Genomic DNA, 24552 nt, shown 5'->3' with positions numbered 1-24552 from the left:
GCCGGTGCGACCGTGACCACCACTCATGAGTTCTGGCTGGCCGGGCGGCGGGCGAGCGGCGAGGCGGAGTTCGAGGTCCGCCACCCGCACGACGACAGTCTGGTGGCGAAGGTCAGCGTGCCGACCGACGCGCAGGTGGAGGAGGCCGTCGCGGCCGCCGCCGCCGCGGTACCGGTGTTCGCCGCGACCCCGGCGCACCAGCGGGCGGGCGCGCTGGACCACGTCGCCAAGCGGCTGGCCGAGCGCACCGAGGAGATCGCCCGCCTGATCACCGCCGAGAACGGCAAGCCGATCAAGTGGGCGCGCGGCGAGGTCGGCCGCGCGGTGTCGGTGTTCCGCTGGGCCGCCGAGGAGGCCCGCCGGACCAACGGCGAGACCCTGCGGCTGGACACCGACCCGGGCGGCACCGGCCGGTACGCGATCGTGCGGCGCTTCCCGCGCGGCGCGGTGCTCGGCATCGCCCCGTTCAACTTCCCGCTGAACCTGGTGGCGCACAAGGTCGCCCCGGCGATCGCGGTGGGCGCCCCGATCGTCCTCAAGCCCGCCCCGGCCACCCCGCTCTCCGCCCTGGTGCTGGGCGAGATCCTGGCCGAGACCGACCTGCCGGCCGGCTCCTGGAGCGTGCTGCCGGTGGAGAACGCCAAGATGCCGGCCCTGGTGCAGGACACCCGCCTGCCGGTGATCTCGTTCACCGGTTCGGACAAGGTCGGCTACCAGATCATGGACTCGGTGCCGCGCAAGCACGTCACCCTGGAGCTCGGCGGCAACGCCGCGGCCGTGGTGCTGGCCGACTGGAACTCCGAGGCGGACCTCGACTGGGCGGCGAGCCGGATCGCGCTGTTCGCCAACTACCAGGGCGGCCAGTCCTGCATCTCGGTGCAGCGGGTGATCGCCGACGCGAGCGTCTACGACCGCCTGGTGGAGAAGGTCGTCGCCAAGGTGGGCGCCCAGGTCACCGGCGACCCGTCCGACGAGGCCACCGACGTCGGCCCGCTGGTGGACCGGAAGGCCGCCGAGCGCGTCGAGTCCTGGGTGGAGGACGCGGTCGCCAAGGGCGCCAAGGTGCTCACCGGCGGCAGCCGGGACGGCGCGGCGTACGCGCCGACCGTGCTGGCGGAGCTGCCCGCGGACGCGATCCTGGCCACCGCCGAGGTGTTCGGCCCGGTGCTGTCGCTGCACCGGGTGGAGGGCACCGAGGAGGCGTTCGCCGCGGTCAACGACTCGGCGTTCGGCCTCCAGGCGGGCGTGTTCACGCACGACGTGCAGACCGCGTTCCGGGCCCACCGGGAGCTGGAGGTCGGCGGCGTGATCATCGGCGACGCGCCGTCCTACCGGGCCGACCAGATGCCGTACGGCGGCGTGAAGGACTCCGGCGTGGGCCGCGAGGGCGTGCGCTACGCGATGGACGACTTCACCTTCGAGAAGGTGCTGGTCCTCACCGGCCTCGACCTCTGAGCGGCCCCCGCGAGACCCGCCGAGCGCTCCTGCGCCCTTCCCGGGCGTCCCGACGCCCCGCCCCGCCGCCTCCCCGCGGCCCGGCGGGGCGTCCGGCCGTCCTGCCGCCGACCCGGCCCCGTCCCGGGCCGGGGCAGGGCCGGCGGCAGGACACAATGGGGGGCATGAACTCGCTCGCCCATCCGCAGTCGCGCTTCACTCCGGCCGTGCAGGACCCGGACGGCCCCCGGGAGTTGGTCATCCTGGGCTCGACCGGTTCGATCGGCACCCAGGCCATCGACGTGGTGCTCCGCAACCCCGACCGGTTCAGGGTGGTGGCCCTGTCGGCGGCCGGCGGCCGGGTCGAGCTGCTCGCCGAGCAGGCCGTCGCGCTGGGCGTGCGCACCGTGGCGGTGGCCGACCCGGCCGCCGCCGGGCCGCTGCGCGCCGCGCTGGCCGCGCGGGCCGGCGGCGCCCCGCTGCCCGAGGTGCTGGCGGGCCCGGACGCGGCGACCGAACTGGCCGCGACGGAGTGCCACTCGGTGCTGAACGGCATCACCGGCTCGATCGGCCTGGCGCCGACGCTGGCCGCGCTGCGGGCCGGCCGGGTGCTGGTGCTGGCCAACAAGGAGTCGCTGATCGTCGGCGGCCCGCTGGTGAAGGCGGTCGCCAGGCCCGGCCAGATCGTGCCGGTGGACTCCGAGCACGCCGCGCTGTTCCAGGCGCTGGCCGGCGGCACCCGCGCCGAGGTCCGCAAGCTGGTGGTGACCGCCAGCGGCGGCCCGTTCCGCGACCGCACCCGCGAGCAACTGGCGGGCGTCACCCCGGCCGAGGCGCTGGCCCACCCGACCTGGGCGATGGGCCCGGTGGTGACGATCAACTCGGCGACCCTGGTGAACAAGGGCCTGGAGGTGATCGAGGCCCACCTGCTGTACGACGTGCCCTTCGACCGGATCGAGGTGGTGGTCCATCCGCAGTCGGTCGTTCATTCGATGGTGGAGTTCACGGACGGCTCCACGCTCGCCCAGGCCAGCCCGCCGGACATGCGGATGCCGATCGCGCTGGGCCTCGGCTGGCCCGACCGGGTGCCCGACGCCGCGCCCGGCTGCGACTGGACCAAGGCCGCGACCTGGGAGTTCTTCCCGCTGGACGACGCGGCCTTCCCGGCGGTCGAGCTGGCCCGCGAGGTGGGTACGCTCGGCGGGACGGCCCCCGCGGTCTTCAACGCCGCGAACGAGGAATGTGTGGACGCTTTTCTGAACGGCGCGCTGCCCTTCACCGGAATCGTGGACACTGTGGCGAAGGTGGTCGCCGAACACGGCACCCCGGCGGCGGGAACTTCGCTCACGGTGGAGGACGTACTCCAGGCTGAGCACTGGGCCCGCGCCCGGGCCCGGGAACTGGCGGCAGGTTAGGTATGACGGAGGCGACGCGGTGGACAAGCTGATGTGGGTGCTGGGCGTCCTGATCTTCGTGGTCGGGCTGCTCTTCTCGATCGCCTGGCACGAGTTCGGCCACCTGTCCACCGCGAAGCTGTTCGGCATCCGGGTGCCGCAGTACATGGTCGGCTTCGGCCGGACCATCTGGTCGACCAGGCGCGGTGAGACGGAGTACGGCCTCAAGGCGATCCCGTTCGGCGGCTACATCCGGATGATCGGCATGTTCCCGCCCGGCGCGGACGGCCGGATAGCGAAACGCTCCTCCTCGCCCTGGCGGAGCATGATCGAGGACGCCCGGGAGGCCTCCTACGAGGAGCTCCAGCCCGGCGACGAGACCCGGCTGTTCTACACCCGCAAGCCGTGGAAGCGCGTCATCGTGATGTTCGCCGGCCCGGGCATGAACCTGATCCTGTCGCTCGGCCTGTTCCTCGCGCTCTTCATGGGCATCGGCGTGCAGCAGGCCGTGCCGACCGTGCAGGAGGTCAGCGAGTGCGTCGTCCCGGTCAGCGCCAAGACCGACGACTGCGGGCAGGGCGCCGAGAAGTCCCCGGCCAACCTGGCGGGCCTGCGGGCCGGTGACACCGTGCTCGGCTTCGGCGGCGTGCCGATCCACGACTACCCGCAGCTGCAGAACCTGATCCGGGACTCCGCGGGCAAGCAGGTCGACATCCTGGTCCGGCACCGCGACGGCGGCGAGCAGACGCTGTCCGCCGCGATCAAGACCAACACCCTGCAGGCGTACGACAAGGACAACAACCCGGTCAAGGGCCAGACCGTCACCGCCGGCTTCCTCGGCATCACCCCCGCCACCGGCGTGCACCACATGTCGCTCGGCGAGAGCACCGAGCAGATGGCGACGATGGCCCGGCACAGCGTCGAGTCGCTCACCCAGCTGCCCGGCAAGATCCCCGGCCTGTGGCACGCCGTGGTCGACGGCACCCCGCGCGACGCCGACTCGCCGATCGGCATGGTCGGCGCCGCCCGGCTCGGCGGCGACGTGTTCTCGATGGACCTGCCCGCCACCCAGCGGCTCGCCTTCTCGGTGCAGCTGCTGGCCGGCATCAACCTGATGCTGTTCCTGTTCAACATGCTCCCGCTGCTGCCGCTGGACGGCGGCCACATCGCCGGCGCGCTCTGGGAGTCGCTGCGCCGCAACCTCGCCAAGCTGCTGCGCCGCCCCGACCCCGGCCCGTTCGACGTGGCCCGGCTGATGCCGCTGGCCTACGTGGTCGCCGGCGTCTTCATCTGCTTCACCGGCCTCGTGATGGCCGCCGACATCGTCAACCCGGTGCGCATCAACTAGCGCCGCGCGCCATCCACGGCCGGGTGTGCCCCGCCACCCGGCCGTGCCGTACCGTTGGACGCCGGGCGCCCCCGCCACCGCGGTGCGCCCCGGCTCACCGACCTCTCCAGAGGAAAAACTGCGCACATGACCGCGATCTCGCTCGGTATCCCCTCCCTGCCGCTCAAGCCGCTGGCCCAGCGCCGCCACTCGCGTCAGATCATGGTCGGCAACGTGCCGGTCGGCGGCGACGCGCCGGTCTCGGTGCAGTCGATGACCACCACGCTCACCTCCGACGTCAACGCGACCCTCCAGCAGATCGCCCAGCTGACCGCCTCGGGCTGCCAGATCGTCCGGGTCGCCGTCCCCTCGCAGGACGACGCCGACGCGCTGCCGATCATCGCGAGGAAGTCGCAGATCCCGGTGATCGCCGACATCCACTTCCAGCCGAAGTACGTGTTCGCCGCGATCGACGCCGGCTGCGCCGCCGTCCGCGTCAACCCCGGCAACATCAAGGCGTTCGACGACAAGGTCGGCGAGATCGCCAAGGCCGCCAAGGACGCCGGCGTGCCGATCCGGATCGGCGTCAACGCCGGTTCGCTCGACAAGCGCCTGCTGGAGAAGTACGGCCGGGCCACCCCCGAGGCGCTGGTGGAGTCCGCGCTCTGGGAGTGCTCGCTGTTCGAGGAGCACGACTTCCGCGACATCAAGATCTCGGTCAAGCACAACGACCCGGTCGTGATGATCAACGCCTACCGGCAGCTCGCCGCCGCCTGCGACTACCCGCTGCACCTGGGCGTCACCGAGGCCGGCCCCGCCTTCCAGGGCACCATCAAGTCCGCGGTGGCGTTCGGCGCGCTGCTGGCCGAGGGCATCGGCGACACCATCCGGGTCTCGCTCTCCGCCCCGCCGGCCGAGGAGATCAAGGTCGGCATCCAGATCCTGGAGTCGCTGAACCTCCGTCAGCGCGGCCTGGAGATCGTCTCCTGCCCGTCCTGCGGCCGCGCCCAGGTCGACGTCTACAAGCTCGCCGAGGAGGTCACCGCCGGCCTGGAGGGCATGGAGGTGCCGCTGCGGGTCGCCGTCATGGGCTGCGTCGTCAACGGCCCCGGCGAGGCCCGCGAGGCCGACCTCGGCGTCGCCTCCGGCAACGGCAAGGGCCAGATCTTCGTCAAGGGCGAGGTGATCAAGACCGTCCCCGAGTCGAAGATCGTCGAGACCCTGATCGAGGAGGCCATGAAGCTGGCCGAGCAGATGCAGGAGGAGGGCGTGGAATCCGGCGCCCCCGTCGTCGTGGCCGCCGAGTGACGGTCTGAAGCCCCCCGGCGGGGCCGCCCGGCAGGGGCGGTCCCGCCCGTTCGAGAGGTGCCACCCGTGCTCGACCGAGGTGTGATGCTGCCCGGCCCGTTCCAGGCCGCCCGGGCGCTCGCCGCCACCCGCGTGCTGGAGGCCCCCGACCTCGACGAGGCGCTGGAGATCCTGCACCGCGACCCCGTCGCCAACGCCTTCGTCGCCACCCGGGTGGAGGCCGTCGGCCTCGACCCCTGGCGGCTCGGCGGCGAGATGTGGGGCTGGCACGACGCCGACGGCCGGCTCGACGCGCTCTGCTACGCCGGTGCCAACCTCGTCCCGGTCAGCGCCGGGCCCGAGGCCGTCCGGGCCTTCGCCGAACGGGCCCGCCGGCAGGGCCGCCGCTGCTCCTCCATCGTCGGCCCCGCCGAGGCCACCGCGACCCTCTGGGCGCTGCTGGAGCGCTCCTGGGGCCCGGCCCGCGACGTCCGCGCCCACCAGCCGCTGATGGCCACCTCCACGCCCGTCACCGAGGTCGAACCCGACCCGCTGGTGCGCCGGGTCGAACGCGCCGAGATCGAGGCGCTGATGCCCGCCTGCGTGGCCATGTTCACCGAGGAGGTCGGCATCTCCCCGCTGGCCGGCGACGGCGGGCTGCTCTACCAGGCCCGGGTCGCCGAACTGGTCTCCACCGGACGCTCGTTCGCCCGGTTCGACCAGGACGGCAAGGTGGTCTTCAAGGCCGAGATCGGCGCCGTCACCCTCGGCGCCTGCCAGATCCAGGGCGTCTGGGTGGCCCCCGAGCACCGCGGCAGGCGGCTCTCCGAGACCGGCATGGCCGCCGTCGTCAACACCGCCCTCGCCGAGGTCGCCCCCGTCGTCTCGCTGTACGTCAACGACTTCAACATCCGCGCCCGCGCCGCCTACCGCCGGGTCGGCTTCCGCGAGGTCGGCGCGTTCATGAGCGTGCTGTTCTGACCCGGCCGGGCCGGCCGGCCCGCGGTCAGGGGCGCGCCGGGTCGCGCAGCGGCAGGTGCGCGCCCATCACCGCGTACGGGCGGACGGTGTTCGGGAAGCGCACCGCCGGCGCCAAGTCCCGGTAGCCCAGCGAGCGGTAGAGCCGGCGCGCCGGGGTCTCCGCGTCGATCGCCGACAGGATCGACCGGTCCAGCCCCGAGTGCCCGCACAGCGTGCGGATCAGCCGGGTGCCCAGGCCCAGCCCCTGGAACTCCGGCAGCACGTGCAGCTCCGTCACCGCGAACACCCCGTCCAGCCAGTCCTCGTGGCCGCGCGCCGCCAGGTACGGCTCGATCACCGTCGACCACCAGTGCTCGCGCCGGTTCGGCATCCCGTACCCGAACCCGACCAGCCGCCCCCGCGCCATCGCCCCCAGCGCCACCACCCCCGGCTGCAGCGCGTGCCGCCCCACGATCGGCAGCCGGACCGCGACCTCGTGCGGCCCGAGCCCGAACGCGACCGCCTGGACCTCCAGCACGGCAGGCGCCCACGCCGCCAGGTCGATGGCCTCGATCGTCACCCCGGTGAGCTGCTCCATGAAGCGGGACGTTACTACCTGCCGTCCCGGGCGGCGCCACGCCCCGGCCTCAGAGCCAGGACGCGAACTCCAGATGGAGTTCGGCCGCCGCGGTGTCGTCCGCGGCCAGCGCCTCCAGGGCGGTGTCCGCCGCCCGCAGCAGGGTCCAGGCCCGGACCCGGTCGGCGGGGAGCTCCACCGCCTCCGCGAGCCGGGCGAGCCGGCGGCGGGCCGCGCCGCGCGGGCCCGGGGAGGCGGCCAGGGTGTCCAGCCGCTCCAGCACCAGGCCCGCCAGGTCGTAGGCCCGGTCGCCGACCAGGGGGCGCGGGGCCACGGCCAGCCACGGGGCGCGGTCCGCGGCCAGCACCCGGCCGTGCTGGAACTCCCCGTGCAGCAGCCACCCTTCGGCGTCCGCCGCCAGCGCGACCGCCTCCAGGGCCTCGTCCAGCAGCGGTCCGGCGTCCGCGGCGAGCGGCAGCGCGCGCCGGGCGGCGACGCGCTCGGCGAGCCCTCGCGCGTGCTCCGCCAGGGTCGGGAAGCCGTGGCCGGCCGCGGCCGGCACCCACAGGCGGCGCAGCAGGCTGGTGGCCTCCAGCATCGCCTGGGCCTCGGCGAGCGAGCGCAGCGGGATCTCCCCGTGCAGCCGTTCCAGCAGCAGGGCGCCGTCCGCCTCGGCCAGCAGCAGCACCGCGCCCCGCCCGGCCCACGCCCGCAGCGCGGCGGCCTCGCCGGGCGACCGGGAGACCTTCACCGCCACCGGCGCCAGGTCGCCGGCCCGGTGCGCGTACAGCACCACGCTGCCCCGGCCGCCCGGCTCCACCACCCGCTCGGGCACCAGGTCCCAGTCCGCCAGCCGCCGCGCGAGCAGCCCGGGCAGCTCCGCCAGCCACGTCCGGGCCGCGGGGCTCCCCTCCGCCCGCACCGACTCGACCAGACGCTCGGGGACGCTGAACCGCGCAGCTTGTGCCATGGGAGCGATTATCCGGGGCGGGGCCGGCGCCCGGGGTCAGGCCGCTTCCGCCAGGCCCGGGAGGGCGGGCAGGTCGGCGCCCCAGTGGGCGGCGCGCAGGGCGCACTCGCGCAGGGCGGCGGCGGCCCGCTCGCGCAGGGCGGCGGTGGCGGCGAGGTCGGCGTAGGCGGCGGTCAGCTGGGTCTCCAGGTAGGCGGCCAACCGGGCGGCGGTGGCGGCGTCCTTGACCTGGAAGGGCAGGCGGTAGCCGGGGGCGGCGGCGGTGGGGGAGGCGCCGCCGGCGGTGAGGACGCGCTGCCAGGTGTCGCGGCGGGCCTGGTGCGCGCCGTACGTGGTGCGGGCGTCCTCGCGCTGGGGCCCGGCCGGGAGGAACGCGCCGACCACGCCGTAGCCGTAGACGGCGGCGTGCTCGGCGGCGAGGGCCGCCTGCAGGGCGGCGGCGTCGGCGGCCGGGAGCGCGACGGGGGAGGCGGAGGCGGAGGCGGCGGGGGAGCCGGAGGGCGCGGGAGCGGCGGCGGGGGCGGCGGGGTCGCCGAGGGCGGCCGCGTGGGCCGCGTCGGAGGCGGCGACCGAGGCGAGGGTCCGGGCCAGCTCCGGGGAGGCGGCGGCCAGGTCGGCCAGGCGCAGCGCGGCGGTCCGCTGCTCGGCGGCGGCCAGGTCGGCGGAGGTCCGGGCGGTCGCGCTCGCGCTCGCGGCGGGGGAACCGGCGGGGGAACCGGCGGGCGAGGCGGCGGAGGAGACCGGGCCCGAGGGGGAGGGGGAGGCGGGGGCCGAGGGCAGCGGTCCGGCCAGCGCCTCGCGGTGCCGGGTGAGGTCCTCGCGCAGGTCGGCGAGCCGGTCGGCGTCGGCCGGTCCGGTGGCGAGGACGGCGTCGTAGTCGGCCAGCAGGGCGTCGGTGGCGGCGAGTTGGCGCAGCCGCAGCGGCCGGTCCGGGTCCGCGGCGGCGGGCTTCGGCGGGGCCGGGCGGTCGCCGGTGCAGCCGCAGAGCAACTGGAGCCCGCCGAGCGCCCCGAGGGCCAGCAGGGTCCGCCGTGTGGGTGCGGGCATCGGTGCTCCAGCCGGGTCGGTGGGGGCCCTGTGCCCCCCGTCGGGAGAATCTTTACCGGAGCCGCACCGGCCCCGTACGGAGCTTGGACGGTATCCGACCGCTGTGAGCTTGCTCGCAGGGGGTGCGGGCCGTCCGGGTCGGAATCGGCGGTTCGGGGGTTGACCCGATAGGCTTCGCGATGAGTTAGCACCTTCGACAACAGCAGACGCGGCCGAGGAGTCACCCGGATGAGCACCACCCCCACTGACCGGCTGCGCGCGTTGTTGGAGCCGCTGGCGGCCGAGGCCGGGTTGGACCTGGAAGAGGTCAGGGTGACCCAGGCCGGCAGCCGCCGCCAGGTGCAGGTCGACGTGGACGCCGACGGCGGCGTCGACCTCGACGCGATCGCCGAGTTCTCCCGCCTGGTGAGCCAGGCGCTGGACGCCTCCGACCTGATGGGCGAGGCCCCGTACCTGCTGGAGGTCGGTTCGCCGGGCGCCGAGCGCCCGCTGGACGCGCCGCGGCACTGGCGCCGGGCGACCGGCCGGCTGGCCGCGGTCAAGCTGGTGGACGGCGCGGAGCTGACCGCGCGGGTGCTGGAGAGCGACGAGGACGGCGCGCTGGTCGAGGTGCAGCCGGTCAAGGGGCGCGGCCGCCCCAAGGAGCGCCGACTGGAGTTCGCGGAGATCGCGCGGGCCCGGGTGCAGGTCGAGTTCAACCGCAAGGACGAGGAACTGCTCGACGCCGCCGCCGACATCGCGGACGTGGACGAAGAGGAAGAGGAGGCGTAGTCGTGGACATCGACATGAGTGCCCTGCGCGGGCTGGTCACCGAGAAGGGCGTGCCGTTCGACCTGCTGGTCGAGTCGATCGAGTCGGCCCTCCTCATCGCGTACCACCGCACCGAGGGCTCGCGCCGCCGGGCGCGGGTGGAGCTGAACCGCAAGACCGGCCACGTGACGGTCTGGGCGCTGGAGGACGCGTCCGAGCTGGAGGAGGGCGTCGAGCCGAAGGAGTTCGACGACACCCCGTCGGGCTTCGGCCGGATCGCCGCGTCCACCGCCAAGCAGGTCATCCTGCAGCGGCTGCGGGACGCCGCCGACGACCAGACCTTCGGCGAGTACGCGGGCAAGGAGGGCGACATCGTCACCGGTGTCGTCCAGCAGGGCAACGACCCGAAGAGCGTGCTGGTCGACATCGGCAAGCTGGAGGCCATCCTGCCGCCGCAGGAGCAGGTCCCGGGCGAGGACTACCGGCACGGCACCCGGCTGAAGTGCTACGTGGTGGGCGTGCGGCGCGGTGTCCGCGGCCCGTCGGTGACGCTCTCGCGCACCCACCCGAACCTGGTGAAGCGGCTGTTCGCGCTGGAGGTCCCGGAGATCGCGGACGGCTCGGTGGAGATCGCCGCGATCGCCCGCGAGGCCGGCCACCGCACCAAGATCGCGGTCTGGTCGCGCCGGCAGGGCCTGAACGCCAAGGGCGCCTGCATCGGCCCGAACGGCATGCGGGTGCGCACCGTGATGTCCGAGCTGCACGGCGAGAAGATCGACATCGTCGACTGGTCGGAGGACCCGGCGGAGATGGTCGCCGCCGCGCTGTCGCCCGCGCGGGTGACGAAGGTGGAGATCGTCGACCTGGCCCAGCGCTCCGCCCGGGTGATCGTGCCGGACTACCAGCTGTCGCTGGCGATCGGCAAGGAGGGGCAGAACGCCCGGCTGGCCGCCCGTCTCACCGGCTGGCGGATCGACATCCGTCCGGACACCGAGGCCCCCGCCGGGGAATCGGCAGCCCGCTAACAACGTTGTCAGGTGCCTCCGGAGATCTACTCGGCGGCGGTGAGTCCCTTCGGAGGGGTAGACTTGAACGTGTCTGGCCGGACGCATGTCCGGGCATGCCCTGAGCGCACCTGCGTGGGCTGCCGCAAGCGCGCGGCCAAGCACGAGCTGCTGCGTGTCGTGGCGGGCGAGGGCGACTGCGTCCCCGATCCCCGCGGCACACTGCCGGGCCGGGGTGCGTATCTGCACCCCGACCCGAACTGCCTCGACCTCGCGGTCCGCCGCCGGGCGTTCCCCAGGGCCCTCCGGGTCCAGGGCGCGCTCGACCCCGGCGCCCTGCGGGAGCACGTCGGGGCGGAAGCCAGTCCGGCCGATCGGCAGTCGGCCCACTGACGGGCCCCGCGCCCGGCAACACGCACCAGCGCACGGCACGTGGCACGTCGCCGTGCACCCCAGTCAGGTACCTCGCGAGATGGAAGTAGGTCGAGATTGCGATGAGCACTCGATGAGTACGCGATGAGTACGCCCATGAAGTAACAGCAGTCCGGCGGACGAATACCCCGGACGCATAGACAGGAGCGAAGTGGCTAAGGTCCGGGTATACGAACTCGCCAAGGAGCTTGGCTTGGAGAGCAAGGCCGTCATGGCCAAGCTCACCGAGCTGGGCGAGTTCGTGCGTTCGGCGTCCTCGACGATCGAGGCGCCGGTCGTGCGTAAGCTGACTGACGCTTTGGGAGCGACCCCGCCGTCCGGCGGCGCGTCCTCCGCGAAGCCTGGCCCGCGGAAGCCCGCGGCGCCCCAACCGACCGGCAGCGCCGGTTCCGCGGCACCCAAGCCGGGTGGCGCCCCCACCCCCGGCCCGCGTCCCACCGTGACGCCGGGCCCCCGTCCCACCCCCGCGACCCCCGCGCCCGCGGCGGGTCCGTCCGCGCCGAAGCCGGCCGGGGCCCCCGCCCCGGGTCCGCGCCCGGCGACGCCCGCCCCGGCCGCTCCGGCGCCGGCGGCGGAGTTCTCCTCCCCGGCCCCGGCCGGCGAGGCTCCGGCGCGTCCGGCCGCCCCGCGGCCGGCCCCGGCGAACCCCGCGGCCCGTCCGGGTCCGCGGCCGTCCGGCCCGCGGCCGGGCAACAACCCCTTCACCTCGGGCGGCGCGTCGGGCATGGCCCGTCCGGCCGCTCCGCGTCCGGGCGGTGCGCCGTCCGGTGAGCGCGGCCCCCGTCCCGGTGGCGAGCGCGGTCCCCGTCCGGCCGGTGCGCCGGGTGGCGAGCGCGGTCCCCGTCCCGGTGGCGAGCGCGGTCCCCGTCCGGGCGGTGCCCCGGGTGCCGGCGCTCCGCGTCCGGGCGGTGCGCCGTCCGGTGAGCGCGGTCCCCGTCCCGGTGGCGCCCCGCGTCCCGGTGGCCCGGGTGCCGGTGCCCCCCGTCCCGACGGCATGCCGCGTCCGGCCGCTCCGCGTCCGGGCGGTGCGCCCAGCCCGTCCGGGATGCCCCGTCCGAACCCCGGCATGATGCCGCAGCGTCCGGGCCCGCGCCCGGGTCCGGGTGCCGGTGCGCGTCCGGGTGGCCCCGGTGCGCGTCCGGGTGCTCCGGGCGGTGCCCGTCCCGGCTTCCAGGGCCGTCCGGCCGGTCCGGGCTCGCGTCCGGCCGGTGGCGGCTTCGGCGGCCCCCGTCCGGGTGGCGGCGCCGGTGGCGGCGGCGGCTTCGGTGGCGGCGGTGCCCGTCCCGGCGGCTTCGGCGGTCGTCCCGGTGGCCCGGGTGCCCGCGGTGGCACGCAGGGCGCGTTCGGTCGCGGCCCCGGTGGCCGTCCGGCCCGCGGCCGGAAGTCGAAGCGCGCGAAGCGCCAGGAGTACGAGGCCATGCAGGCCCCGTCCGTCGGCGGCGTGATGCTGCCGCGCGGCAACGGCTCGACCGTTCGCCTCTCGCGCGGCGCTTCGCTGACGGACTTCGCGGAGAAGATCAACGCCAACCCGGCGGCGCTCGTCTCGGTGATGTTCAACCTCGGTGAGATGGTCACCGCCACCCAGTCGGTCTCCGACGCCACGCTGCAGCTGCTGGCCGACGAGATGGGCTTCGTGCTGGAGATCGTCAGCCGGGACGACGAGGACCGCGAGCTGCTGGAGTCGTTCGACATCGACTTCGGCGTCGACGAGGGCGACGAGGAGCAGCTGGCTCCGCGTCCGCCGGTGGTCACCGTCATGGGTCACGTCGACCACGGCAAGACCCGCCTGCTCGACGCGATCCGCAAGACCAACGTGGTCGCGGGCGAGGCCGGCGGCATCACCCAGCACATCGGTGCCTACCAGGTGGCGACCGAGGTGAACGGCGAGGAGCGCCGGATCACCTTCCTCGACACCCCGGGTCACGAGGCGTTCTCCGCCATGCGTGCCCGTGGTGCCAAGTCCACCGACATCGCGATCCTGGTGGTCGCGGCCAACGACGGCGTCATGCCGCAGACGGTCGAGGCGTTGAACCACGCCAAGGCCGCCGGCGTACCGATCGTGGTCGCGGTCAACAAGATCGACGTCGAGGGCGCGGACCCGACCAAGGTCCGCGGCCAGCTCACCGAGTTCGGCCTGGTGGCCGAGGAGTACGGCGGCGACACCATGTTCGTCGACATCTCCGCCCGCCAGGGCCTCAACATCGAGGAGCTGCTGGAGGCCGTGGTCCTGACCGCGGACGCCTCCCTCGACCTGCGCGCCAACCCGGAGCAGGACGCCCAGGGCATCGCGATCGAGGCCCACCTGGACAAGGGCCGCGGCGCCATGGCGACGCTGCTCATCCAGCGCGGCACCCTGCGGGTCGGCGACTCGATCGTGGTCGGCGACTCCTACGGCCGCGTCCGCGCGATGCTGGACGAGAACGGCAACAGCCTCTCCGAGGCCGGCCCGTCCCGTCCGGTCATGCTGCTCGGTCTGACCTCGGTGCCCCGCGCCGGCGACAGCTTCATCGTCGTCGACGAGGACCGCACCGCCCGCCAGATCGCCGAGAAGCGCTCCGCCCGCGACCGCAACGCCTCGATGGCCCAGCGCCGCGTCCGCGTCTCGCTGGAGGGCTTCGAGGCCGCGCTGGCCGCCGGCAACATCGAGAAGCTCAACCTCATCATCAAGGGTGACGTCTCCGGTTCCGTCGAAGCCCTCGAGGACGCGCTCGTCAAGCTGGACGTGGGCGAGGAGGTCGAGCTCCGGATCCTGCACCGCGGTGTGGGTGCCATCACCGAGTCCGACGTGGACCTGGCGATGGGCTCGGACGCCATCATCATCGGCTTCAACGTGCGCGCCGAGGGGCGTGCCCGTACCGCGGCCGAGCGCGAGGGCGTCGACATCCGGTACTACTCGGTCATCTACCAGGCGATCGAGGAGATCGAGGCCGCGCTCAAGGGCCTGCTCAAGCCCGAGTACGAGGAGGTGCGCCTCGGCTCCGCGGAGATCCGCGAGGTGTTCCGCTCCTCCAAGTTCGGCAACATCGCCGGTGTCCTCGTCCGCGAGGGCATCATCCGCCGCAACACCAAGGCGCGCCTGCTGCGCGACGGCAAGGTCGTGGCGGAGAACCTCAACATCGAGGGCCTGCGCCGCTTCAAGGACGACGCGACCGAGGTCCGCGAGGGCTTCGAGGCCGGTGTCACCCTGGGCTCGTTCAACGACATCAAGATCGAGGATGTCATCGAGACCTACGAGATGCGGGAGAAGCCGCGCTCGTAACGGGTACCGGGCCGGGGTCGGCCGGCGGGTGCGTTAACCCGTCGACCGGCCCCGGCCGTGCTTGTTAGGGTCGGGCTGTCGGAACTCCTTCGAGGCTCCCAGGCCGGCCCAGGCCTGTCCCCCATGTTCGTAGGAACACTCACCTTCGACCTGCTCCTCGGCGACGTGCACTCGCTCAAGGAGAAGCGGTCGATCGTGCGGCCCATCGTGGCCGAACTGCGGCGCAAGTACAGCGTGTGCGCCGCGGAGGTAGGAGACCAGGACCTGCACCGCAGGGCCGAGATCGGCTGTGCGGTGGTGTCCGGCGACGCCGGGTACGTCAGCGAGGTCCTGGACAGCTGTGAGCGGCTCGTCGCCGGCCGCCCCGAGGTGGTGCTGCTCTCCGTGCGGAGGCGCCACCACCACGACGACGACGAATGACCTGCGGGCGTCACCACCGTCACACCCGCACAGGACCGAGAGCGCCCACAAGGCTGGGCGCGGGCGGGTACGTTGGGGAGAGGGCCCCACCGGGTGAGGTCATGACCCGGGGTACGCGCCTACTGCACGAGGAGGCAACGTGACCGACACCGCTAGGGCGCGCAAGCTCGCCGACCGCATCCAGGTGGTCGTGGCGGAGACCCTGCAGCGCCGGATCAAGGATCCGCGCCTGGGGTACGTCACCATCACCGACGCCCGGGTCACCGGGGACCTGCGCGAGGCCACCGTCTTCTACACCGTCTACGGTGACGAGGCCGAGCGGGAGTCCAGCGCGGCCGCGCTGGAGAGCGCCAAGGGCATCCTGCGCTCCGAGGTCGGCAAGCAGACCGGGGTGCGGTTCACCCCGACCCTGACCTTCGTCGCCGACGCCCTGCCCGACAACGCGCGCAACATCGACGACCTGCTGGACAAGGCCCGGCTCTCCGACGCCGCCGTCCGCACCGCCGCCGCCGGAGCCGTGTACGCGGGCGAGGCCGACCCCTACAAGTCGGCCCGCGACGACGACGAGGACGAGTGACCATGGCCGGGAAGCCGGCCGAGTCCGGCACCGCGAGGGCGGTCTCCACCACACAGGTGGAGACCGCCCTCGCGGTGCTTCCGGGCCCTCGCAGCGAGTCATCGTCCGAATCCGGGGCGGAGACGGCCCCGGCCGCCGCCGACGGCCGGTTCGAGGCGCAGTGGCAGCGGGCCCTGGAACTGATCGCGGACAGCGACGAGATCGACCTGGTCTGCCACATCTGCCCGGACGGCGACGCGCTGGGCTCGGCGCTGGCCGCCGCGCTGGCGCTGCGCGGCCTGGGCAAGCGGGTGCGGGTCTCGTTCGGCGACGACCCGCAGGTCATCCCGGAGTCGCTGTCCTTCCTGCCCGGGCAGGAGCTGATCGTCCCCGCCGCCGCGGTGCCCGCCGCGCCCGCGCTGGTGCTGGCCTTCGACGCCGCCTCCGAGGAGCGGCTCGGCCTGCTGCGCGAGAAGGCGTTCGCGGCGGGCGCGCTGGTGGTGTTCGACCACCACGCCTCCAACCCCGGCTTCGGCACCGTCCGGCTGATCGACCCGGCCGCGGCCGCCACCGCCGTCCTGGTGGACGAGCTGCTGCGGCGGCTGCGGGTGCCGCTCGACCAATCCATCGCGACCTGCCTGTACACCGGCATCGCCACCGACACCGGCTCGTTCAAGTACCGGGCCACCACGCCCGCCACCCACGAGATGGCCGGGCGGATGCTGGCCACCGGCATCCGGCAGGACCTGATCTCCCGCCAGCTCTGGGACACCACCTCCTTCGGGTACCTCAAGGTGCTCGCCGGGGCGCTGGAGCGGGCCGCGTTCGAGCCCGAGGAGGCCGGCGGGCACGGGCTGGTGTGGACCTGGGTGCCGTACCAGGACCTGGCGCTGTTCGGCGTCACCGTGGAGGAGATCGAGGGCCTGATCGACGTGCTGCGCAAGCCCGCCGAGGCGGACGTCGCGCTGGTGCTCAAGCAGGACCCGGACGGCACGCTGCGCGGCTCCTGCCGCTCCCGGGGCGCGGTCGACGTGGCGGCGGTGTGCGCCCGGCTGGGCGGCGGCGGGCACGTGTACGCGGCCGGGTTCAGCGCGCGGGAGGCCGTGGAGGTCGTCGTGGAGCGGTTCCGGGCGGCGCTGGCCCAGGTGGCGGCGGAGCCGGGGCCGGCCGCGGCGCCGTAGCCGGGACGTTCTCGTCCGGGCGTCCAGACCCGGGTGCCCCGACCCGGGCGTCCGGCCTGCGGGCGGCGTCCGGGGGCTCCGGCGCGCGTTAGGCTCGTGCGGTTCGGTGCTCGGGCCGGGCGGGCCGCGGGAGCGGTCGCGCCGGAATGCGCGCAGGGATGCGGGCCGGATTTCGAAATGATGATGAAGCGATGAAGCGTAAAGGCACGGGCCCCGACGGGCTGGTGATCGTCGACAAGCCGGAGGGCATCACCTCGCACGGCGTGGTCGCCAAGCTGCGGTGGCTGGCCGGGACCCGCAAGGTCGGGCACGCGGGCACCCTCGACCCGATGGCCACCGGCGTGCTGGTGATCGGCGTGGAGCGGGCCACCCGGCTGCTCGGGCACCTGATGCTCACCGCCAAGACCTACGAGGCCACGATCCGGCTCGGGCAGACCACGGTCACCGACGACCGGGAGGGCGAGGTCACCGCGTCCGCCGCCGCGGACGGCGTCACCCGCGAGGCGGTCGACGCCGAGGTCGCGAAGCTCACCGGCGAGATCATGCAGGTCCCGTCCAAGGTCAGCGCGATCAAGATCGACGGGAAGCGCTCGTACGCCCGGGTCCGCGAGGGCGAGGACTTCGAGCTCGCCGCCCGCCCCACCACGGTGCACGCCTTCACGGTGCACGAGGCGCGCGCCGCCGTCGCCGAGGACGGCACGCCGGTGCTCGACCTCGACGTCACGGTCGACTGCTCCTCCGGGACGTACATCCGGGCGCTGGCCCGGGACCTGGGCGCGGCGCTCGGCGTCGGCGGACACCTGACCGCGCTGCGGCGCACCAGGGTCGGGCCGTACGCGGTCGAGTCGGCGCGCACCCTGGAGCAGCTGGAGGAGAAGCTGGAGGTGCTGCCGATCGCCGAGGCCGCGGCCGCCGCCTTCCCGCGCTGGGACGTGGACGCCGAGCAGGCCCGGCTGCTCTCCAACGGCATGCGGCTGGACGCCCCCGGGCTGGGCGCGGCCGGGCCGGTCGCGGTCTTCGACCCGGACGGGCGGTTCCTGGCGCTGATCGAGGAGAGCGGCGGCAAGGCCAAGCCGGTGGCGGTGTTCGTCGGCTGAGCGGCACGCTCCGGCAGCGGCCCCGGCGGGACGCGTCCCGCCGGGGCCGCCGCCGTTCTCAGCGCAGCGGCAGGCGCCAGTCGTTGCTGCGCAGGAAGCGGCCCGAGCCCCGCGGGTACTCGAAGGCGCACGGGCCGGCGCAGGTGAGGCCCAGCCGGGCGCAGAGCGCGTTGGACGGGGCGTTGTCGACGGCCGGGAAGGCGTGCAGCACACCCGGGGCGGCCGGGTCGGCGGCGACCAGCGCGCGCAGCGCGCCGAGCAGCGTGCGGCCGGCCGCGCGCGCGATGCCGCGCCCCTGGAACTCGGGCAGCACGTTCCAGCCGGCCTCGTGCACCTCGGCGCCCTGCCAGTCGCGCCGGTGGCGGGCGATCGAGCCGGCCGGGGCGCCGTCGGCCAGCACGGCGTACATCAGGCCGCCCCGGGACGGCAGTTCGAGGTAGCGGCGGTGGCGCAGGAGCAGCTGCTCCTCGTCCTCCGGGCCGCCGACGTGGCGGCGCATCTGCGGGGTGTTGACGCGGCGCAGCAGGTCGAGGTCGGAGTCGGACCAGGGGGTCAGGCGGACGTCCATGCCGGGCAGGGTGGCTCCCGGGGCGGGCGGGGCGCCAGCGGTTTTCCGGTTGCGGGGTCCGAAACGCGATGAGTGGCGCGGGCAAGTGGGCGGCGGGAGTCGGCAGTTGGCGGCGGGTGGGAGCGGGCCGGGTGGTCCGGGGCGGGGTGCGCGCCGGGCGGGGCGGTGGGGGGCGCGCGGAGTGAAGCGGTGTGGTGAGAGGGGCGTGCGGGGTGCCGTGGGGCTGGTGGGGGGCAGGCTCACCCGCGGTGTGCACGGCGGCCGGGCCCCGGCTCCGTGCGGGGCCGGGCGCGGCCCGGCCCGGAGGACCGGCGGGAGGACTGGCGGGATGGGCGAGGGTGCGGGCGCCGGCTTCGCGGGGGATCCGGCACGGGCGCTGCTGCGGATCAGGGACCAGCAGGGCCGGCTGTGCGGCCTCGGCTTCGTCGCCGACCGGCACGGCACCGTGGTCACCGCGCACGAGGCGGTGGCCGGAGTGCCCCGGCTGGTGCTGCACACCCCCGGCGGGCAGTCCCGGGTGCTCGGCCCGGAGAGCGTCGACCTGCTGCCCGGCCACGGCCTGGCCCTGCTGCGCACCGCCGCGGTCGGCGGCCTGCCCGGCCCCGCGCTGCCGATCGGCCGCACCGCCGTCACCGGCCCCGTCGCGGTGCCGCACCAGCGCTGGGAGGACGGCGCGCCCGCGCTGGCCCGCGGCGGCCCGATCGGCCGGGAGAGCGGCCGCTGCGGCGACGGCGGGCTGGTGCGCACCGTCCCCGGCGTGCTGGTGCTCGACCTCCCGGTCACCCCGCCCGCCGGGTCGCCGGTGCTCGACCCGGAGACCGGCGCGGTGCTCGCCGTGGTCGCCCCCCGGGTGCGCGCCGTCGCCGGGCCCGGCGTGGCGGCCGTCCCGCTGGCGGCCGGCCCCGGCCCCGAGGACTCCCCGCTCGGCCGACTGCTGGCCCGCAACGGCGCCGACGCCCCCGCCTTCGGCCGGGCGCTCAACCTGGGCGGGGCGCTGCGCCTGACCGAGGCCCAGCTGGAGGCCGCCGCCGCCGGGCCCGGGCGGATCGCCGAACTCGCCGCCGACCGGGTCGACCGCCCCGACGGCCTCAGCGGCGAGGAACCGCAGGACGTCCTCACCGTGCTGCTCGGCGAGAGCGGCAGCGGCCGCAGCACCGAACTGGCGGCACTGGCGGTGCGCCGGGCCGGCGCCGCGCAGCCGCTGCCCACGCTCTGGCTGCGCGGCGCCGACCTGGCCGCCGGGGACCGCACCCTCGGCGACCCGCTGCGCCGCCGACTCGCTCTGGCCGCAAGGGAGTTCGGCGTACCGGAGGTCGACCCGGGGGAGCTGGCCGCGCTGTGCGCCGACGCCGGACGGCCGCTGCTGGTGGTGCTCGACGGCCCCGAGGAGGCACCGCTCGCCCTCTCCGCGCGCTGGCTGACGGCCGGGCTGGAGTGGCTGCGCGCGCACCGCGCCCGGGCCCTGGTCGCCTGCCGGCCCGACGGCTGGGAACAGCTCGGCCCCTGGCGCTCCACCGCCCGGGCGCTGTGGCTCGGCCCGCTCACCGACGACGCCGCGTCCCGGGCCGGCCGCCGCTACGGCCTGCCCGGGACGTTCCTCGCCCCGGCCGAGCGCGGCCACCCGCTGGCCCTGCGGCTGGCCGGCGAACTGCGCGGCGCGGGCGTGCACGGCCCGGTCGGCAGCCGGGCCGAACTCTTCGACGGCTGGCTCGACCTGGCCTGCCTCGCCGTCGCCCGCCGGGTCGCCCGCACCCCCGGCGGCCCGCGCCGCCACCGGCGCGGCAGCCCGGCCGCACCCGGCGAGGACGCCCGGCAGGTCCGGCGGCTCGCGGCCGTCGCGGCCGGACGGCTGCACGAGGCCGCCCGCCTGATGCTCGGCGCGGGGGACGGGGCGCTGCCCGCCGCGGACTTCGCCCGGCTGTTCCCGGACGCGGGCGGATGGGCCCGGGCCGTCCGCGAGGAGCGGCTGCTGGTGCCCGCGGGCGCGGGCTACCGGGCGGGCCACGAGGAGTGGGGGGAGTGGCTCCAGAGCCTGCACCTCGACCTGGACGCGGCGCTGCGGCTGCTGCTGGAGGAGCCGGAGGAGCGGGACGGGCCGGAGGAGGGGGACGCGGCCGGGGCCGGGGCCGGGGCCGGGGTGGACGGTGCCGACCTCGACGCCGGGGGCGCTGGCGGCGGCGGGGGCGGCGGGGGCGGCGGGGGCGGCGCGGGGCGGGCACCGGGCAGCGGTGGGACGCTTCGCGCGCCCGCCGTCGGGGCCTCCGGCGGCGGCGAGCAGCGGGCCCGGGCGGACGCCGTGCCCACGCCCGCCGCCCCTACCTCCGCCGCCCCTACCTCCGCCGTCCTCGCGTCCGCCGTCCCCCGGGCCGTCGGCGAGGTCCGGGGCGGGGTGGGCCGGGGCCGGGTCGGGGTGGTGGCGGGAGCGCTGCGCCGGGTGGGGCAGGTGCGGGGCGCGGCGGTGCTGGACGGGTGGCTGCGCCGGGTGCGGGCGGCGCTGGAGCGGGCGGAGCGGGGCGGGGAGGCGGACTGGTGGGCGGCCCGGCTGCTGGTGGCGGGGATCGCGGCGAGCCCGGAGCCGTCCGCGCACCGGGAGTTGCTGGAGCTGCTGGCCGAACGGGCCGGCCGGGACGAGCGGTTCGGCTCCGCGTTCTGGACCGGGCTGCCGCTGTCGGTGGTCGAACGGGTCGCGCTGCTGGGCCGGCTGGCCGGGGACCCGGGCCGGGCGGAGGTGGCCCGGACGGCCGCCGCCGAGCTGCTGACGGCCGATCCGCGCGGCGTGCTGCCGCTGCTGTGCGCCTGGTACGGGCGGACCTCCAGGGGCGCCGAGCGCACCGAGCGCACCGGGGAGGTTGAACGCACCGAACGCACCGGGGAGGCCGAACGCACCGAACGCACCGAACGCGCCGCCGCGCTGGCCGACGAGCTGCTGTACGAGCACCGGGCGCTGGCGCTGGACGAGTTGACCGAGGCCCTGGTGGCCACCGCGCACCCGCGGGCGGACGCGCTGCTGGGCCGACTGGCCGAGCGGGAGCCGTCCGCGCTGTGCCGGGCGGTCGACCGCTGGAGCCACGACCCGCGCCCCGAGCGGCACGTCGCGGCGGCCGTGCACGCGCTGCGCACCGCCCCGCACGCGGGCGGCTCGGGCGCGCAGCTGCTGCGGCTGGCGGCCCGGACGCTGCTCGCCCGGGAGGACGAACCCGCCCTGCACGGCGCGGCGTTGGCGCTGCTGGTGCGCGACCCGGCGCATCGGGCCGAGCACCTGCCGGCCGTGCTGGCCGGGTACCGGGCGGGCGATCCGTTCCTGACCGCGGAGGTGCTGGCCGGGCTGCTGGCGGAGCACCCGGCGCCGGTGCTGGCGGCGGTGCGCGAGCGGCTGCGGGTGCCGGGCGCCCGGGCGGGGGAGGGCCTGCGGGTGCTGGCCGGGGCGGCCGACCCGGCGGTGGCGCGCTCCGGCCTGCTGCTGGCCGCCGAGTTGCTGCGGGAGGACCCGGAGCGGGCCGAGGAGGTCGCCCGGCACCTGGACGCGGCCCTGGACGCCGGGTGGGACGGCCGTCCGCTGCTGGACGCGGTGCTGGCGGCCGGTCCGGCGGTGCGGGCCCGGTTCGCGCCGGTGCTGGCGGCGCCCGGCGGCGGGCGGGAGGAGCTGCTGGACGCCCTGCTGGCCGTCGAGCGGGACGGGCGGGTGCTGGCGGCGGTGGTGGAGGCGCTGGCGGCCCGGCACGCCGGGCACCCGGAGCGGCGGGTGCGCGAGCTGCTGCTGCTGGTCGCCGAGCGGTGGCCGGGCGCGGACGCCGCCCTGGTGCGCTGTGCGGGCCGCTGGGCGGGTTTCGCGCGGCTGCTGGCGTCCTGGCCCGAGGACGCCCCGCCGCCGCCCCTGGGGCCCCGGCTGGCCCGGCTGCGGGCCCTCGCCGCGTCCGGCCGGGACCCGCAGTACGCCGCCGCCGAGGCCGAGCGGCAGGTCGACCGCCCCGGCGGTCGTCTGACCGGTCACACCAAGGGCCTTCCGGTACCTGGGCAGGGCCGGGCGCATGGCACGCTATAGGGGTTCGGTTTCGGTCTTTCGCGTGCACGGCCCGTGCACCCCGTAGGAACAAGGAGCGGTCAGGTGCAGCGCTGGCACGGCCTGGAGGAGATCCCCGGGGACTGGGGGCGCAGCGTCGTCACCATCGGATCGTTCGACGGGGTCCACCGCGGACACCAGTTGATCATCAACCGGGTGGTGGAGCTGGCCGGCGAGCTGGGCGCGCGGTCGGTCGTGGTCACCTTCGACCCGCACCCCAGCGAGGTGGTCCGCCCCGGCACCCACCCGCCGCTGCTGGCGCCGCAGCCGCGCCGGGCCGAGCTGGTCGAGCAGTTGGGCGTGGACGCCGTCCTGGTGCTGCCGTTCACCGCCGAGTTCTCCCAGGAGTCCCCGGAGTACTTCGTGCGGTCGGTGCTGGTCGAGGCGCTGCACGCGAAGGCGGTCGTCGAGGGCCCCAACTTCCGCTTCGGGCACCGCGCGGCGGGGAACGTCGAGCTGCTGGCCGAGCTCGGCCGGGCCGACGACTTCACCGTCGAGGTGGTCGACCTCCAGGTGCGCGGCGCGGCGGGCGACGGCGAGCCGTTCTCGTCCAGCCTCTGCCGCCGGCTGGTCGCGGCCGGCGACATGACCGGCGTCGCCGAGATCCTCGGCCGCCCGCACCGGGTCGAGGGCGAGGTGGTCCGCGGCGCCCAGCGCGGGCGCGAACTCGGCTACCCCACCGCCAACGTGGACACCGTCCCGCACTCGGCGATCCCCGCCGACGGCGTGTACGCGGGCTGGCTGACCGCCGACGGCGAGACCATGCCCGCCGCGATCTCGGTCGGCACCAACCCGACCTTCGACGGCACCGCCCGCACCGTCGAGGCGTACGCCATCGACCGGGTCGGCCTCGACCTGTACGGGCAGCACGTGGCCGTCGACTTCCTGGCCTGGCTGCGCGGCATGGAGAAGTTCGACTCCGTCGACGCCCTGCTGGAGCGGATGGCCGAGGACGTCAAGCGGGCCCGCGAGCTCACCGAGCGCCCCTGAGCGGACGTCAGGAGCCCCCGCGGACGGGTCGTCCGCGGGGGCTCCGGCGCGTGCGGGCCCGGCCCGGGTGCGCGGGCGGGCTCAGCCCTGGTGGGGCGGCGGGTAGCCGTACCCGTGCGGCGGCGGGTAGCCGTAGCCGGGCTGCGGGGGCTGCTGCTGCGGCTGGCCCTGCGGCGGGTAGCCGCCCTGCTGCGGGTAGGGCTGGCCGGGCGGCTGCTGCCACGGCTGGCCCTGCTGCGGGTAGCCCCCCTGCTGCGGGTACGGCTGGGGGTAGGGCTGCTGCTGCGGGTAGCCGCCCTGCGGCGGGTACTGCTGCTGGCCCTGCCAGCCCGCCTGCTGCTGGGAGCGGGCGATGTCCTCGCCGACCAGCGCCGCCAGCTCGAAGTAGGCGTCCCGGACCTTGGGCCGCATCATCTGCAGGTTGACCTCGGCGCCGGCCGCCAGGCTCTCGTCGAACGGCACCACCACGACGCCGCGGCAGCGGGTCTGGAAGTGCGCCACGATGTCCTCGACCTTGATCATCTTGCTGGTCTCGCGCACCCCGGAGACCACCGTGATCGAGCGCTGCACCAGGTCCGCGTAGCCGTGCGCGGACAGCCAGTCCAGTGTGGTCGAGGCGCTGGAGGCGCCGTCCACGCTGGGCGTGGCCACCACGATCAGCTGGTCCGCCAGGTCCAGCACGCCGCGCATCGCCGAGTACAGCAGGCCGGTGCCGGAGTCGGTCAGGATGATCGGGTAGTGCTGCCCGAGCACCTGGATCACCTGGCGGTAGTCCGAGTCGTCGAAGGTGGTGGAGACCGCCGGGTCCACGTCGTTGGCGACGATCTCCAGGCCCGAGTTCGGGTCCTGCGAGGTGTACTGGCGGATGTCCATGTAGCTGCGGATGTTCGGGATCGCCGTCACCAGGTCGCGGATGGTCGCCCCGGTCTGCCGCTTGATGCGGCGGCCCAGGGTGCCCGCGTCCGGGTTGGCGTCGATCGCGATGACCTTGTCCTGCCGCTCGCTGGCCAGGGTCGCGCCCAGCGAGGTGGTGGTCGTGGTCTTGCCGACACCGCCCTTGAGGCTGATCACCGCGATCCGGTAGCAGGTCATCACCGGGTGCCGGATCAGCTCCAGCTTCTGCTGCTTGCCGGCCTGCGCCGACTTGCCGCCGAACTGGAACCGGGACTGCTTCTGCACCTTCGGCTGGCCGCGCAGCAGCCGGTCCGAGGACAGCTCCACCGCCGCCGTGTACCCGAG

General features: G+C 75.5%; 20 protein-coding genes. 15 read left to right on the top strand and 5 right to left on the bottom strand.

The window, feature by feature from the left end; all coding sequences use genetic code 11:
- Positions 1-12 precede the first annotated feature (12 nt).
- From ACIP60_RS36640 to ACIP60_RS36620, 5 genes are all read left to right on the top strand, one after another.
- Positions 13-1455 (top strand): aldehyde dehydrogenase family protein, encoded by a 1443-nt coding sequence (locus ACIP60_RS36640; protein ID WP_400693437.1) that lies wholly within the window; start codon positions 13-15, stop codon positions 1453-1455.
- Positions 1456-1610: 155 nt separating this feature from the next.
- Positions 1611-2849 carry a 1-deoxy-D-xylulose-5-phosphate reductoisomerase gene (gene dxr / locus ACIP60_RS36635; protein ID WP_400693435.1) on the top strand — a complete coding sequence of 413 codons (1239 nt, stop codon included), beginning with the start codon at positions 1611-1613 and terminating at the stop codon, positions 2847-2849.
- A gap of 19 nt (positions 2850-2868) precedes the next feature.
- Complete coding sequence (locus ACIP60_RS36630; protein WP_400693432.1) at positions 2869-4176, top strand: M50 family metallopeptidase; 1308 nt, start codon at positions 2869-2871, stop codon at positions 4174-4176.
- A 126-nt stretch (positions 4177-4302) separates the two neighbouring features.
- Positions 4303-5463 carry a flavodoxin-dependent (E)-4-hydroxy-3-methylbut-2-enyl-diphosphate synthase gene (gene ispG, locus ACIP60_RS36625; protein WP_033253947.1) on the top strand — a complete coding sequence of 387 codons (1161 nt, stop codon included), beginning with the start codon at positions 4303-4305 and terminating at the stop codon, positions 5461-5463.
- A gap of 84 nt (positions 5464-5547) precedes the next feature.
- Positions 5548-6423, top strand: coding sequence for a GNAT family N-acetyltransferase (locus ACIP60_RS36620; RefSeq protein WP_400693478.1), 876 nt, complete (start codon positions 5548-5550; stop codon positions 6421-6423).
- A gap of 25 nt (positions 6424-6448) precedes the next feature.
- Here the strand turns inward: ACIP60_RS36620 and ACIP60_RS36615 are convergent, their stop codons facing one another.
- The 3 genes from ACIP60_RS36615 to ACIP60_RS36605 are packed head-to-tail and all read right to left on the bottom strand — an operon-like array spanning position 6449 to position 8996.
- Positions 6449-7000 carry a GNAT family N-acetyltransferase gene (locus ACIP60_RS36615; RefSeq protein WP_100840461.1) on the bottom strand — a complete coding sequence of 184 codons (552 nt, stop codon included), beginning with the start codon at positions 6998-7000 and terminating at the stop codon, positions 6449-6451.
- A gap of 49 nt (positions 7001-7049) precedes the next feature.
- Positions 7050-7949, bottom strand: a complete 900-nt coding sequence (locus ACIP60_RS36610) for an aminoglycoside phosphotransferase family protein (protein WP_400693428.1) — start codon at positions 7947-7949, stop codon at positions 7050-7052.
- 36 nt (positions 7950-7985) lie between these two features.
- Complete coding sequence (locus tag ACIP60_RS36605; protein ID WP_400693425.1) at positions 7986-8996, bottom strand: DUF4439 domain-containing protein; 1011 nt, start codon at positions 8994-8996, stop codon at positions 7986-7988.
- 228 nt (positions 8997-9224) lie between these two features.
- On the opposite strand from ACIP60_RS36605, the gene rimP reads away from it, so the two are divergent.
- From rimP to truB, 8 genes are all read left to right on the top strand, one after another.
- Positions 9225-9767, top strand: coding sequence for a ribosome maturation factor RimP (gene rimP, locus ACIP60_RS36600; RefSeq protein ID WP_400693422.1), 543 nt, complete (start codon positions 9225-9227; stop codon positions 9765-9767).
- 2 nt (positions 9768-9769) lie between these two features.
- Positions 9770-10771, top strand: a complete 1002-nt coding sequence (nusA, locus tag ACIP60_RS36595; RefSeq protein ID WP_100840458.1) for a transcription termination factor NusA — start codon at positions 9770-9772, stop codon at positions 10769-10771.
- A 69-nt stretch (positions 10772-10840) separates the two neighbouring features.
- Positions 10841-11143: a YlxR family protein gene (locus tag ACIP60_RS36590; RefSeq protein ID WP_400693418.1), complete on the top strand. Its 303-nt coding sequence runs from the start codon at positions 10841-10843 to the stop codon at positions 11141-11143.
- Between the two features lie 190 nt (positions 11144-11333).
- Positions 11334-14441 carry a translation initiation factor IF-2 gene (gene infB / locus ACIP60_RS36585; RefSeq protein WP_400693415.1) on the top strand — a complete coding sequence of 1036 codons (3108 nt, stop codon included), beginning with the start codon at positions 11334-11336 and terminating at the stop codon, positions 14439-14441.
- A 123-nt stretch (positions 14442-14564) separates the two neighbouring features.
- The gene (locus ACIP60_RS36580) at positions 14565-14861 is read left to right on the top strand and encodes a DUF503 domain-containing protein (RefSeq protein WP_400693411.1); all 297 of its coding nucleotides are present in this window, start codon (positions 14565-14567) and stop codon (positions 14859-14861) included.
- 139 nt (positions 14862-15000) lie between these two features.
- Positions 15001-15438: a 30S ribosome-binding factor RbfA gene (gene rbfA / locus ACIP60_RS36575; RefSeq protein WP_100840455.1), complete on the top strand. Its 438-nt coding sequence runs from the start codon at positions 15001-15003 to the stop codon at positions 15436-15438.
- Between the two features lie 2 nt (positions 15439-15440).
- Positions 15441-16598: a bifunctional oligoribonuclease/PAP phosphatase NrnA gene (locus ACIP60_RS36570; RefSeq protein WP_400693408.1), complete on the top strand. Its 1158-nt coding sequence runs from the start codon at positions 15441-15443 to the stop codon at positions 16596-16598.
- 191 nt (positions 16599-16789) lie between these two features.
- Positions 16790-17695: a tRNA pseudouridine(55) synthase TruB gene (truB, locus tag ACIP60_RS36565; RefSeq protein ID WP_400693406.1), complete on the top strand. Its 906-nt coding sequence runs from the start codon at positions 16790-16792 to the stop codon at positions 17693-17695.
- A 58-nt stretch (positions 17696-17753) separates the two neighbouring features.
- Here truB and ACIP60_RS36560 read toward each other — a convergent pair whose 3' ends face one another.
- Entirely contained in the window at positions 17754-18263 is a 510-nt protein-coding gene (locus ACIP60_RS36560; RefSeq protein ID WP_400693403.1) for a GNAT family N-acetyltransferase, read from the bottom strand.
- Between the two features lie 328 nt (positions 18264-18591).
- On the opposite strand from ACIP60_RS36560, the gene ACIP60_RS36555 reads away from it, so the two are divergent.
- Both ACIP60_RS36555 and ACIP60_RS36550 read left to right on the top strand, forming a co-directional pair.
- The gene (locus ACIP60_RS36555) at positions 18592-22305 is read left to right on the top strand and encodes a serine protease (RefSeq protein WP_400693400.1); all 3714 of its coding nucleotides are present in this window, start codon (positions 18592-18594) and stop codon (positions 22303-22305) included.
- Positions 22306-22368: 63 nt separating this feature from the next.
- Positions 22369-23313, top strand: coding sequence for a bifunctional riboflavin kinase/FAD synthetase (locus ACIP60_RS36550; RefSeq protein WP_100840450.1), 945 nt, complete (start codon positions 22369-22371; stop codon positions 23311-23313).
- A gap of 81 nt (positions 23314-23394) precedes the next feature.
- Here ACIP60_RS36550 and ACIP60_RS36545 read toward each other — a convergent pair whose 3' ends face one another.
- Positions 23395-24534 carry a MinD/ParA family protein gene (locus tag ACIP60_RS36545; protein WP_400693396.1) on the bottom strand — a complete coding sequence of 380 codons (1140 nt, stop codon included), beginning with the start codon at positions 24532-24534 and terminating at the stop codon, positions 23395-23397.
- Positions 24535-24552 lie beyond the last annotated feature (18 nt).

The organism is Kitasatospora sp. NPDC088783 (genome assembly GCF_044750705.1).
Lineage (GTDB): Bacteria > Actinomycetota > Actinomycetes > Streptomycetales > Streptomycetaceae > Kitasatospora > Kitasatospora fiedleri.
The sequence above is the reverse complement of the archived record's forward strand: the minus strand, read 5'-3'. Positions and strand labels throughout refer to the sequence as shown.